Here is a 12,130-nt window from a genome sequence, read left to right as displayed (position 1 = left end):
CTCAACTTTTAAGAGATAATGCCGATATTGGAATATTTTGTTCAGAAGTGATTCAGTCTAAAGTTAAAAATTGATGAATCATTGCTCAAATTTAGCTCAGGTTTATTTCACCTGTGTTGTTATTATTTTTATCAAGGCGGGGTTATGCTCAGTTACCGACATTCTTTTCATGCAGGAAACCCTGCCGATGTGATCAAACATTTAGTATTGGCAGAATCTCTGTCATACATGGCTAAAAAAGATAAGCCGTACGATTACGTGGATACGCACTCTGGCGCTGGTTTTTTTGAGCTGGCGAGCAGTGATGCACAAAAAACTCAGGAGTATCTGCAAGGCATCGCTAAGCTGTGGAATTATTCTGGATCCGTGTCGGCAATTAGCGATTATGTGGCACTAATCAAGTCTTTTAACGAAGGCGATAAATTAAGTCATTATCCAGGCTCTCCTAAGGTGGCGGAGCACTTCTTACGTCGTCAGGATAACGGCTGGTTTTTTGAGCTACACCCAAAAGATCTAGAGCTGTTACAGCAAAATACGGCACATAAAAAATCACTGCGCGTCACCGGGAGTGATGGTTTTAAAGGGCTGTTAGGATTGGTGCCTCCTGCTTCACGTAGAGCTTGCGTGCTGATGGATCCTCCTTATGAGATCAAATCCGATTATGATGTTGCGGTTAAAAGCATCATAAAAGCGCACAAAAAGTTTGATTCCGGCGTGTATATGATCTGGTATCCTGTTGTTGACCGTGAACGCATTGATGCAATGGAGTCGAGCCTGATTGAATCTGGAGTGCGTAATATTCAAGTGTTTGAACTTGCCACCCGCGCAGATACCCAAGAACGAGGCATGACGGCTTCTGGAATGATGGTGATCAATCCGCCTTGGACCTTAAAGAAAACCATGGATCAAGTGCTGCCCGAGCTGGTTTCGTTATTGGCCGAGGATGATGGTGCGTTTTATCGCAGCATTCAATTAGTAGAAGAATAGTAAAAATAAACTGCTAAGCTATCTAGGGCCTGTTTACCTTTCAAGTTTGTTTTTGCAGCAGTTTGATTGGTATTTGTACAAGGCAGAGCCTGCGTAGCATAGTTATTCTATGTGAGTCAGGCGAGAACACAGTAGAAATGCTAATCAAGCGCTGCCCTTTGGGTTCACCTGAGTGCGCTTTGTTCATTGTTGCTCAACTTTTGCCTAGATTACTAGGCGGCAAGTCGAGCGTCGCGACCAAAACACACTCAGGAGAACAAAAATCAAACAGCAAAGATCAACAGGCCCTAGTCGATAAGGTATTGAAGATACTTAGCAGTTTATCTTGGGGTGTGTTAGCTAGCGCTAGTTATTTCTTAACAAACTTCGTTAAAATAACGATGTTTTGACCCTCTACACGGCCTTCAATATGCTCTGGGTTTGAAGGCGAAAGACGAATGTTACGTACCGCAGTGCCGCGTTTTGCAACTAGGCTACTACCTTTAACATCTAAGTCTTTAATCAAGGTTACAGTGTCACCAGCACTCAGCTTCACCCCGTTACTGTCTAAGTGGACAAGGTCGTCATCCTCTGCAAGTGCTTGATCAGCCCATGCTCGAGTCTCATCTTCTAGATACAGCATGTCTAATGCATCTTGAGCCCAACCATTATCTGGCGCGAGGCGTTTAAGCATACGGTAGGCAACAACCTGAACGGCAGGAACTTGGCTCCACATACTATCGTTTAAACAGTGCCAATGGTTGGCTTCTAAATCCTGTTGACCTTCAACCTGTGGTTTGCACTGGCTACAAAGATAAACACATTTGTCAGAATGCGCCTCGGCGACTGGTGGTACTTCGTATACTTCGAGACCATCCGTTGAGGTACATAGCTCACATTGATTGTTACTGCGCTCAGCAAGCGCGGCAGCGATAGTCATAATGATTTCCCAAGCTGTAAAAGCGCCATTATACCAAATGCGTCAATTGATGCTCAATTTATGGGAAGAATTTATGCGTATAACTTGATCTATGTCCAGAGCAGAGGTTATCTGCCACCTTTTGCGTGTATAGGTAGTTGTGAAATATACTGCTGTTCTATTTTTTCGATTTCACCAGCGTGTTTAAGTTGTGCGATAGCCTGATTTATCCGCTTAAGTAATCCTTGATGCTTAACTAACAGGCGTAGCTGCAACATTCCTTCTGAATGTAGTTGGTTGAAGCTAAAAGCAATACCTAGTTGTTCTGACCAATATAATGCGGGTAAGCGTCGCGACCAAAACACACTCAGGAGAACAAAAATCAAACAGCAAAGATCAACAGGCCCTAGTCGATAAGGTATTGAAGATACTTAGCAGTTTATCTTGGGGTGTGTTAGCTAGCGCTAGTTATTTCTTAACAAACTTCGTTAAAATAACGATGTTTTGACCCTCTACACGGCCTTCAATATGCTCTGGGTTTGAAGGCGAAAGACGAATGTTACGTACCGCAGTGCCGCGTTTTGCAACTAGGCTACTACCTTTAACATCTAAGTCTTTAATCAAGGTTACAGTGTCACCAGCACTCAGCTTCACCCCGTTACTGTCTAAGTGGACAAGGTCGTCATCCTCTGCAAGTGCTTGATCAGCCCATGCTCGAGTCTCATCTTCTAGATACAGCATGTCTAATGCATCTTGAGCCCAACCATTATCTGGCGCGAGGCGTTTAAGCATACGGTAGGCAACAACCTGAACGGCAGGAACTTGGCTCCACATACTATCGTTTAAACAGTGCCAATGGTTGGCTTCTAAATCCTGTTGACCTTCAACCTGTGGTTTGCACTGGCTACAAAGATAAACACATTTGTCAGAATGCGCCTCGGCGACTGGTGGTACTTCGTATACTTCGAGACCATCCGTTGAGGTACATAGCTCACATTGATTGTTACTGCGCTCAGCAAGCGCGGCAGCGATAGTCATAATGATTTCCCAAGCTGTAAAAGCGCCATTATACCAAATGCGTCAATTGATGCTCAATTTATGGGAAGAATTTATGCGTATAACTTGATCTATGTCCAGAGCAGAGGTTATCTGCCACCTTTTGCGTGTATAGGTAGTTGTGAAATATACTGCTGTTCTATTTTTTCGATTTCACCAGCGTGTTTAAGTTGTGCGATAGCCTGATTTATCCGCTTAAGTAATCCTTGATGCTTAACTAACAGGCGTAGCTGCAACATTCCTTCTGAATGTAGTTGGTTGAAGCTAAAAGCAATACCTAGTTGTTCTGACCAATATAATGCGGGTAAATCACCAATGATAATATGTTCAATTCGGCGTAAGTTTAGGGCCTGCAGTAGTTCCTTTTCGGATGCGAAATCAACCCGCTCGAATATGTGGTCATCATGGTAGTAGTAGCCTCTCACTGTCCCAACTTCAATACCCGCTAGGGTTAGTACTGGCGGTTGAGACTGACGAGTAACAACGTACTCTTTAATAGGTAGAATGGGGTCTGAATAGATAAATCTATCGTCTTGCTTTTGCTGCTCGTTCAGCCAATCTGGACTGATGATATCAAAATCAATTTGCTGCTTCTCTAAATAAAAGTTAGTGCGCTTTGCTGGGAGAAGCAGATTTTCGCCTCTGATCTTTGCCTTAACCAAAATGGCTTCTACCATTTCAGGTAGGATCCCGGGCGCATCTTCGCTGTGAGTAAAATAAGGGTAAAAGCTTCCCGAGCCACTTAAACTGTACTTTAAGTAGGGGACTTGTTCTGCCTTAGTCAAACCGGCAAAGGCGAATAACCAGACGATCAAAACTTGCTTCATGCACTCATCTTAGCTTAACTTTTCTTAGACAGGCAAGCCGCTGGCATTCTGTGAATTAAAAGCCTACTCTTTATAAGGACTTAGTTTAATAAGTTGGTAACTTTTGGTTATAAGTGTTGTAAAATAGCGAAACTTTTTTATTGCTCGGGGCGTTACCATATTATACGCTCCGAGATACGTGGTTTCCTTTTACCTAATAAAGGATACGAATGTTAATGAGTGGTCCGGTGACTGAAGTACGTAAATCAGCGGTGCAGTATATTGCACGACAGGCCATTTTGCGGCCAGATCAAGAAGTCTTTGCCTATGAGTTGCTTTACAGAGACTCAGACAACAATGCTTTCCCAGTAGGGGTGAGCGATGGGCAAGCGACTGGGCGAATGTTTTTTAATTCCCTAATGTTTATCGGTGTAGACCGTTTGGCTGCGGGACAGCTTGCCTTTATCAACCTATCCGACGAATCCTTGCTGCAAGAATTACCTAGCTTATTAGCGCCACAAAAGATTGTGGTGGAAATCGTTGAGCGCTCTAAAAATATTCCTTCACTGGTGAATACAGTGACTAAGTTAACAGAGAAAGGCTACCGGTTTGCGCTAGATGACTACGACGGCACGTCAAAGTGGGATCCGCTGTTACCACTCATGGAGTTCGTCAAAATTGAGGTTGAGCAGCCAATTATAAAAACCAATATGACGGTAAAAAAGCTCAAGCGTCAGTATCCCGATATTAAGGTTATTGTTGAGCGTATCGAAACAAAAGAAGAGTTCGAGATCATCAAATCCTCTGGAGCTGATTTTTTCCAAGGTTTCTTTTTCGCCAAGCCTGAAATGCTCAACCATGGCAACGTGGAACCATCGAAAATGGTGGTCTTTCAGCTGCTACAAGCAACAGCCAGAAAGTCTTTATGCTTTAAAGAAATACAAACTAGAGTAAGCAAAGATCTGAGTTTAACCGCACGATTGCTAAAACTGGCGAACGCGAAAGCCGGTGAAGACAGATTAGAAATCAAGTCTATTTCTCAGGCCGTTGTGTATTTAGGTGAAGACGCAATTAGGCAGTTTGTTAAAGTACTCGCGTTGAGCGAATTGGGTTCAGATAAGCCCAGTGAGCTGACAAGAATGGGGTTAACTCGTGCCAAGTTTGTGGAAACATTTTTGATGCCAGGGGGCGAAGAAATGGCAGAAACCGGCTATTTACTTGGTCTCATGTCTATCCTAGATGTGATCCTTGATGTTGATCTTTCTGTGATTGCTGCGGAATTTTCTCTCGATGATTCGCTTTCCAGCGCGTTACTGAGTTATCAAGGATTGCTTGGTGGAGCGCTACGTTTAGCATTCGAAATTGAGCGCAATGACTGGCGCGAGGCTGAGCTTATTTTACAAGCTATTCGACCAGCAACACCGACCAATTATCTCTATGATATGGCGCTTTCTAGTCGAGCCTACGCAGATGAGATCCTCTCTATTGTGGCAGGTGATGAACAGTAGTTCTCACCTGACAATATGAAAAGGTAAGTAATAGGAGTTGCGGATAATTAGCGCCTTTCTAGCTGCCCATCTAAGCGCTAATGCTAGCTATTGGTAATACTTATCCAAAGCTCAGGTTAAATTGAATACCTATTGTTTTTAAATAGTGTTGTTCTTGCTCTAAATCTGCTTGAAACAGTGAATGTGATTCGATCCACTCAGCTGCAATGTGAAGTATTAAGGCGTTATCAACGGCTGTGATGCTTAGCTCTGGGAGTTGGTCTTGCTGGCGTTTTTGGTTCACTAAAACACTGAGACGAAACACTGCCAAAATACGGTTAAAGTGGGTTAGTTCTTCGTCGATTAACTCTGTTAACTCTGGCATTTTTATTTTTTTTCGATAAAAGCGTACAAGTGCACTTAGCCTTAATTGCTGGGCTTGAGTAAAGCCCGGAAGTTGACTGTGCCTGACAATATATGCACCGTGTTTATGCATGCCGGAAGAGTTAATGGCAAGCCCAACTTCGTGGAGTTTTGCTGCCCAACATAACATTTCGACATCATAAGAGCATAGTTGCCATTGCGCCTTTAGTTGAGTGCTAAAAAGCTTTATGGTTTCACAAATATTTTCGGCGTGCTGCTTATCAATATTATAGTGATCGCTGAACGTGTTAATTGTGCGGGTACGAATATCAAACTCGTCGGTTTGATGCATTTCAAACAATAAGCCTTCTCGCAATGCATATTCACTAAGGCGCATGCGCTCAAGTCCTAATTGTCTAAACAGTGCTATCAATACAGCAAGGCCGCCAGCAATACTGGTTTTTCGCTCCTCAGGTAGTGCTTTTAAGGAGACGTTGTCTATGTGTCCAGCATCAATAAATAACTGCTTAATTTGCTCCAAAATAGGGAGGGTAATTTCATCGGCTTGAGTGAGCTCGTGAACCATGGCCGCAATCGCCTTAATAGTACCGGAAGTACCGATAACGCTATTCCAGCCGAGCCTTAAGTAGCTCGCGGTAACACTCTCAATTTGTTGCTCTGCTTTTATTTCTGCTTTTTTAAATCGCTTTGCAGATAGCTTACCATCAGCAAAGTAGGCTTTTTGCATGGTCACGCAGCCTACATTGCGACTACTTAACAGTTTGTGTGTTAGGTGCTGACCAATAACCAACTCGGTGCTGCCACCACCGATGTCGATAACCAAACGGTTATGACTGTCATGTTCATGGTTGGCGACACCTTGGTAAATAAGCCGAGCTTCTTCTTGACCTGAAATCACATTGATTGGGTATGGAAAAACTTGTTTTGCCTTAGCGAGAAAATAATTAAGGTTTTTGCAATTTCGCAGTGTATAGGTTGCCACTACTTGCACGGATTCTTTCGGAAAATCATGTAGTGTCGTCGCAAATTGTGAGAGTGTATCTAATGCTCGGGCTATTGCGTCGTCACTTAAATTGAAATCATCATCAAGGCCTGCGGCCAAGTATACACGTTGTTTTTCTTTATGGAGGAGTTGAAGGCGACCATCTACTTCTCTTGCTACAACAAGGTGAAAACTATTTGAACCTAAGTCCACTGCGGCAATAGAAGGGTAGTCGCGCATATATTCTTCCTCAACGGTTATTCTTTCGCTTCATTTAATTGGTGTAACTCCCATTTTTTTAAATGGTCATAAATCGCAATCTGAGAGCGAATTTTTTTACGGTTACCTCGGCGAACGTACAGATTCTTCTGTTCGGCGTCAATAACTCTGGCTTTGGTGCGATCTTTAAACTGCAGTTCAATGATATCGATAATTAGTTTCTTCAAATGCTCGGCATAAATAGGTGTGCCGACTTCAACACGGTGGTCAAGGTTACGGGTCATCCAGTCAGCTGAAGAAATATAGACCTTGGGGTCGCCGTTGTTGTCGAAAATCATCACTCGCGGGTGTTCTAAGAAACGATCGACGATACTAATGATTTTTATATTATCGCTAAACTGTGCAAGGCCCGGTACAAGGGCACACATACCCCGCACAATGAGGCGGATCTTGACGCCTTTTCGCGATGCTTCGTAAAGCTTATCAACGAGCTGCTTATCAACTAAGTTGTTGATCTTAATTGTTACTTTTCCTGTTCTCCCTTGCTCTGCATGAGTTATCTCTTCATCGATCAACTCTACAATTCTACTGCGTGCATTGATGGGGGAAATCATCAGGTGTTCGAATTTAAACGGCAGGTAACTACTCTCGATAAAGCGAAACACGCTATCGCATTCTTCCGTAATATCGGGGTGTTTGGTAAATAGACTGAAATCAGTATAAATCCGAGCAGTTTTTTCGTGGAAGTTACCCGTACCTATGTGTGCATATTTGACGATTTTGCCTTTTTCTCTACGGTGAACCACACAAAGTTTACTATGGACCTTAAGCGCCGGTATGCCAATCATGACCTTAATACCGTATTCACTCATGAGTTTTGCCCATTCAATATTATTTTGCTCATCGAAGCGGGCTTTCAATTCAACCATCACGGTGACTTTTTTGCCATTCTTTGCCGCATTGATCAATGAGCCTATCAATCGAGATTGCTTTGCCACGCGATAAATGTTGACCTTTATTTGTGTCACTCTGGGGTCAAACGCCGCTTGGCGGATATATTCCAGCATGTGATTAAAGGTGTGGTAGGGGTAATATAGCAAGATATCTTGAACTGAAATCGCGCGAAAGACACTACTATATTTTGAAAAGGCTGCACTTTTAAGCGGCGGTAATGGCTTGTTTTCTAGATAGCCGCGGCCAACATTTGGAAAAGAAATAAAATCTCTGAAATTGCGATATCTACCGCCTGGGATCATGGCATCTTGACCTGTCACCCCTAAGCGCTTTTTCATCAGCTTGAGCATTTCTTCAGGCATAGATTCTTCGTAGACTAAACGTACAGGCTCGGCATATAAACGCTGTTTCAGGCCTTTAGACATCGTATCTAACACGCCTTCTTCTAGCTCATCATCTAAGTTGTACTCAGCGTCTCGAGTGAGCTTCATCGAATAGGCTTCAATGCGCTCAAACTTGAAAAAACTTTTAAACACATCGGCAATAAAAAATCGAATAACGTCATCAAGCAACACAATCGTTTTATGCCTTCGGGTTTTTTCTGGTGGCAGCTGGACAAAACGGTTCAGACGGTCAGTCGGGACTTCCAAAAAGGCGTGATGCTGTTTTTCTCCATTTAACTCCACAAATAGGTGGGTCATGGTGTCATTGATGTTGTCCGAATAGTCCTTACTTTCGTTAATCATCATTGGTAATAGGTGAGGTAGCACTTGGTCTTTAAAGTAGTTAGCCAACCAATTCTTGTGGAAGTCAGACAGCGCATCAGGTTGCTTAATATGGATATGATGCTCATTTAAATCGATGAGGATCTGATCATAAATAACACTAAACTTCTTACCCAGTTCCAACACTTTCTTTTGAATGTCGGCGAGTAGCACTTCATCTTCATCGAAATTGGTATCAGGCAGATTATTTAATAAGATACGGCGCTTTACATCTGCAACACGAACTTGGAAAAACTCGTCTAAATTATTGGAAAATATACCAAGAAAGCGGATCCGCTCGATGATCGGGTTGGTTGGGTCTTTGGCTTCTTGTAAAACGCGTTCGTTAAAAGAAAGCCAGCTTAATTCTTTGGCAAAGTACGTGATAGTTTTATGCTCTGGAGATACGGCCTGCATGGTTCTTTCCATAGGTACAGCTTATTTTTACAGCTTAAGCAGGGTGTGTGACATAATTATGACAAACACAACGCGCCTGTCGTGTTTGTCATTCAACCATCATGAGTATAGTGTAGGTTTTAGTTTTCTTCTATGTCCACGATCAAATCACTGGTGATTGACTCGAGTGCTTCAATTACGTTTTCTTTGACCGTGCCGGCAGGTAAAGTCACGGTTGCAAAAGCGCTGAAAATAGGTAGTCCCCAGTTTGGAGCACTACGTTGTTTTGAAGTTAGGTGCGTGATGTTTGCACCTTTGTGGCGAATAACCGTAGCAAGTTCTTGCACAATTCCCGGTCTATCGTTGCCTGTAATGATTAAATTTAATGTGTCTGGCTCTTCTTGCGCTGGCAAGTTTTCGCCTGATTCAACTCTCACGTCTAAACCTGGCAATTTATGCAATGCATCTTGTATTTCTTGCAAATGTTCTTCAGCAACCTCAACCTGCACTATGCCTGCGAATTGTCCAGCAAGGTGGCTTAAATTACTGGTTAACCAATTGCCATGGTGGGAAAGAATAGTGGAAGAGATTTCCTCAACGAGACCCGGTCGGTCCTTACCTATAAGTGTTAATATTAACTGCTTCATATCATGTCTCTTTTTTTGTGGCGCCCGTAGGCGAAAAAACGAATTCGGCGCATGATTTAGACTAGTCTAAAAACTTACTTTGTCCAGTGCTCAGAAACACTTAATGTAAAGAAATGCAACGAAATTTATGTATTTACTCTAGGCTAACAATCAGAGCGTTTTTTGAGCCGATTAGTTCCATTATTCTTATAATGAATTTGAGGGTAAATGCCAATTGAAGAAAGTTCAATTGTGTCTCAGGTGTAACACAACTGTCATCTTGATGAAATATAATGCCCCCAATTTTTAAACCAAAGGGTATATTGATGACTTCAAATCCGCAAAAGCCATCCTTTAAAACGGATAGAAGCCGTCTCTTTAAAGACAGGTTTGCACAATTTGGCATTACTTCTGGTGGAGTAATGGTATTAGTCGCACTTTTACTTATCTTCTTCTATTTACTATATGTCGTTCAACCAATCTTTGAATCAGCAAAGGTTGAAAAGCGTATGGATATTCAGCTTACACAAGACAAAACATATTTAGGTGTAGGGGTAGAAGAACAAACGGAAATTGCGTACTTACTCGGCAGCAGAGGTTCGGTAGATTATTACCAGATCAAAGGTGAAAGCGCCGGTAAATTACTAGATACATTGGATGTTGAACTTGACGGTAATGTCACAGCATTTGCAGAAAGTGCGCCTTTCTTAGGGCAATATGCATTTGGTCTGGATAACGGTCAGGTACAACTCGTGAAGCCGATGTTTACGGTAAGCTTTCCGGGAAATCAACGTGTTTTAACCCCTCGCTTAAGTTATCCACTTAATGCGAAGCAACTGATTGTTGATGAACAAGGGCAAGCAATTCGTAAATTCGCCTTTAGTCACTTCGAAGACAAAACCGCTGTTGTTGCACAGACTGCGGATAAACGTGTGATTTTTGCCTCTTTTGTTGCAGAAGAAAACATGTTTACTGGAGAGGTTGAGTGGGCGGTTGAGCGTACCGAGCTAGATATTGATGGTCGCGTTGATGAGTTACTTATTTCTCCAGACACATCGCGCACATTTGTTCGCTCAGCAAATCAGGTTTACGTCTTTGATTCTCGCTATGCTTCTGAAGTTGAGTTATTCCAATTGCTTGCTGCAAACGAAGAAAATGCCAACTTGGTCGATATGAATCTGCTAGCGGGCGCCAACTCGTTAATGCTTGCTAACGACAACGGTGAGGTTTCACAGTGGTTTGAAGTCAATACCGATGATGGACGCCAGTTTGCTAAAATCCGCTCTTTTGAGACACCAAAGAGCAAACAGGTCAAACTATTTAGTGAATATTATCGTCGTACTTTCTTCACGACCAATGAAAATGGTCAATTAGGTCTATATTACACCACCAGTGAAGCGCACTTATGGCAAGGTAAAATCACAGATAAAGCAGTTCAGAAGTTTGCGGTAGCGCCGCGTGCTAATGCCGCCTTGTTACTTGCCGATGATACGTTAACGGTAGTAGAGCTACATAATGAGCACCCTGAAGTAACTTGGTCTGCTTTGTGGCAAGAGGTTTGGTACGAAGGGTATCCAGAGCCTGCTTATACTTGGCAGTCAACCTCTGCGAGTGATGACTTTGAGTCGAAATTTTCATTAGTGCCTATTTCATTCGGTACCATTAAAGCGGCGCTTTACGCTATGTTGTTTGCTGTTCCTATTGCATTAGCGTCAGCAATCTACACTGCCTATTTCATGTCGAGTGAATTACGCCGCGTGGTGAAACCAACGGTCGAGATAATGGAAGCACTACCAACGGTTATCTTGGGCTTCTTGGCGGGTCTTTGGCTAGCTCCGTTAATTGAAACGCATCTACCCGCTGTGGTTGCTTTATTGGTGCTATTACCAATTGCGATGATAGCAACAGCATTTGGCTGGACTAAGCTACCTGCAAAAGTAAGACACGTTGTGCCTGAAGGCTGGCATTCAATCTTACTGATCCCTGTTGTACTCATTGTAGGCTGGATTTCATTCGCCATGAGCGCTGGTATTGAGTCTTGGCTGTTTGGCGGTAATGTGCGTCAGTATCTAACCAATGAGTTAGGTCTAACATTTGACCAGCGTAACTCGCTAGTAGTGGGTATCGCGATGGGCTTTGCGGTTATTCCTACTATCTTCTCTATTGCCGAAGATGCGGTATTTAGCGTACCTAAACACCTTTCTAATGGCTCATTAGCACTCGGTGCCACGCAGTGGCAGACTTTGGTTCGTGTAGTATTACTAACAGCAAGTCCAGGTATCTTCTCTGCGGTAATGATGGGTCTTGGCCGTGCCGTAGGGGAAACCATGATTGTATTAATGGCAACTGGTAACACGCCAATCATGGACTGGAGTATCTTCCAAGGTATGCGTACGCTTGCTGCAAACATTGCGGTGGAAATGCCGGAGTCTGAAGTTGGCAGCTCTCACTATCGCATCCTGTTCCTAGCTGCCTTTGTATTGTTTATTTTTACTTTCGTATTTAACACCGTTGCTGAGTTTGTTCGTCAGCAGCTGCGTGAAAAGTACAGCTCAATGTAATTGGAGTGAC

Annotated in this window: 11 protein-coding genes; 4 read left to right on the top strand and 7 right to left on the bottom strand. The window is 43.0% G+C overall.

What is annotated here, in order from left to right; genetic code table 11:
- Positions 1–144: 144 nt before the first annotated feature.
- On the top strand, positions 145–987 hold the full coding sequence (locus PPIS_RS12405; protein ID WP_010374209.1) for a 23S rRNA (adenine(2030)-N(6))-methyltransferase RlmJ: 843 nt from the start codon (positions 145–147) through the stop codon (positions 985–987).
- Between the two features lie 137 nt (positions 988–1,124).
- Positions 1,125–1,376 (top strand): hypothetical protein, encoded by a 252-nt coding sequence (locus PPIS_RS25700; RefSeq protein ID WP_081629150.1) that lies wholly within the window; start codon positions 1,125–1,127, stop codon positions 1,374–1,376.
- Here PPIS_RS25700 and PPIS_RS12395 read toward each other — a convergent pair.
- The 4 genes from PPIS_RS12395 to PPIS_RS12380 all read right to left on the bottom strand — a co-directional run bounded on the left by PPIS_RS12395 (position 1,337) and on the right by PPIS_RS12380 (position 3,768).
- On the bottom strand, positions 1,337–1,906 hold the full coding sequence (locus PPIS_RS12395) for a PhnA domain-containing protein (RefSeq protein WP_010374208.1): 570 nt from the start codon (positions 1,904–1,906) through the stop codon (positions 1,337–1,339). The two genes, PPIS_RS25700 and PPIS_RS12395, sit on opposite strands and share 40 nt — an antisense overlap.
- Before the next feature lie 107 nt (positions 1,907–2,013).
- Positions 2,014–2,271 carry a type 2 periplasmic-binding domain-containing protein gene (locus PPIS_RS12390; protein ID WP_249031215.1) on the bottom strand — a complete coding sequence of 86 codons (258 nt, stop codon included), beginning with the start codon at positions 2,269–2,271 and terminating at the stop codon, positions 2,014–2,016.
- Positions 2,272–2,353: 82 nt separating this feature from the next.
- Positions 2,354–2,923: a PhnA domain-containing protein gene (locus PPIS_RS12385; protein ID WP_010374208.1), complete on the bottom strand. Its 570-nt coding sequence runs from the start codon at positions 2,921–2,923 to the stop codon at positions 2,354–2,356.
- Positions 2,924–3,030: 107 nt separating this feature from the next.
- Positions 3,031–3,768 (bottom strand): substrate-binding periplasmic protein, encoded by a 738-nt coding sequence (locus PPIS_RS12380; protein WP_010374206.1) that lies wholly within the window; start codon positions 3,766–3,768, stop codon positions 3,031–3,033.
- A 209-nt stretch (positions 3,769–3,977) separates the two neighbouring features.
- Here PPIS_RS12380 and PPIS_RS12375 point away from each other — a divergent pair, with 209 nt between their 5' ends.
- Complete coding sequence (locus PPIS_RS12375; protein WP_010374204.1) at positions 3,978–5,255, top strand: EAL and HDOD domain-containing protein; 1,278 nt, start codon at positions 3,978–3,980, stop codon at positions 5,253–5,255.
- Between the two features lie 100 nt (positions 5,256–5,355).
- On the opposite strand, the gene PPIS_RS12370 is transcribed toward PPIS_RS12375, so the two are convergent.
- The 3 genes from PPIS_RS12370 to PPIS_RS12360 form a co-directional block, all read right to left on the bottom strand.
- Complete coding sequence (locus PPIS_RS12370; RefSeq protein ID WP_010374203.1) at positions 5,356–6,840, bottom strand: Ppx/GppA phosphatase family protein; 1,485 nt, start codon at positions 6,838–6,840, stop codon at positions 5,356–5,358.
- Positions 6,841–6,857: 17 nt separating this feature from the next.
- Positions 6,858–8,954 carry a polyphosphate kinase 1 gene (gene ppk1 / locus PPIS_RS12365; protein WP_010374201.1) on the bottom strand — a complete coding sequence of 699 codons (2,097 nt, stop codon included), beginning with the start codon at positions 8,952–8,954 and terminating at the stop codon, positions 6,858–6,860.
- Positions 8,955–9,073: 119 nt separating this feature from the next.
- Positions 9,074–9,580 carry a glycine cleavage system transcriptional repressor gene (locus PPIS_RS12360; RefSeq protein WP_010374199.1) on the bottom strand — a complete coding sequence of 169 codons (507 nt, stop codon included), beginning with the start codon at positions 9,578–9,580 and terminating at the stop codon, positions 9,074–9,076.
- Positions 9,581–9,885: 305 nt separating this feature from the next.
- On the opposite strand from PPIS_RS12360, the gene PPIS_RS12355 reads away from it, so the two are divergent.
- On the top strand, positions 9,886–12,120 hold the full coding sequence (locus tag PPIS_RS12355) for an ABC transporter permease subunit (RefSeq protein WP_010374197.1): 2,235 nt from the start codon (positions 9,886–9,888) through the stop codon (positions 12,118–12,120).
- The last annotated feature ends 10 nt before the right edge of the window (positions 12,121–12,130 follow it).

The sequence above is a fragment of the Pseudoalteromonas piscicida genome, assembly GCF_000238315.3.
In the GTDB taxonomy this organism is placed as follows: Bacteria; Pseudomonadota; Gammaproteobacteria; order Enterobacterales; family Alteromonadaceae; genus Pseudoalteromonas; species Pseudoalteromonas piscicida.
This window is presented reverse-complemented; position numbering and strand designations above follow the sequence as displayed.

Excerpts from the sequence above, each read along its gene's own strand:
- PPIS_RS12395 (WP_010374208.1), bottom strand. The coding sequence starts at position 1,906 with ATGACTATCGCTGCCGCGCTTGCTGAGCGCAGTAACAATCAATGTGAG.
- PPIS_RS12405 (WP_010374209.1), top strand. The coding sequence starts at position 145 with ATGCTCAGTTACCGACATTCTTTTCATGCAGGAAACCCTGCCGATGTG.
- PPIS_RS12355 (WP_010374197.1), top strand. The coding sequence starts at position 9,886 with ATGACTTCAAATCCGCAAAAGCCATCCTTTAAAACGGATAGAAGCCGT.
- PPIS_RS12370 (WP_010374203.1), bottom strand. The coding sequence starts at position 6,840 with ATGCGCGACTACCCTTCTATTGCCGCAGTGGACTTAGGTTCAAATAGT.
- PPIS_RS12385 (WP_010374208.1), bottom strand. The coding sequence starts at position 2,923 with ATGACTATCGCTGCCGCGCTTGCTGAGCGCAGTAACAATCAATGTGAG.
- PPIS_RS12380 (WP_010374206.1), bottom strand. The coding sequence starts at position 3,768 with ATGAAGCAAGTTTTGATCGTCTGGTTATTCGCCTTTGCCGGTTTGACT.
- PPIS_RS12360 (WP_010374199.1), bottom strand. The coding sequence starts at position 9,580 with ATGAAGCAGTTAATATTAACACTTATAGGTAAGGACCGACCGGGTCTC.
- PPIS_RS12375 (WP_010374204.1), top strand. The coding sequence starts at position 3,978 with ATGTTAATGAGTGGTCCGGTGACTGAAGTACGTAAATCAGCGGTGCAG.
- ppk1 (WP_010374201.1), bottom strand. The coding sequence starts at position 8,954 with ATGCAGGCCGTATCTCCAGAGCATAAAACTATCACGTACTTTGCCAAA.
- PPIS_RS25700 (WP_081629150.1), top strand. The coding sequence starts at position 1,125 with ATGCTAATCAAGCGCTGCCCTTTGGGTTCACCTGAGTGCGCTTTGTTC.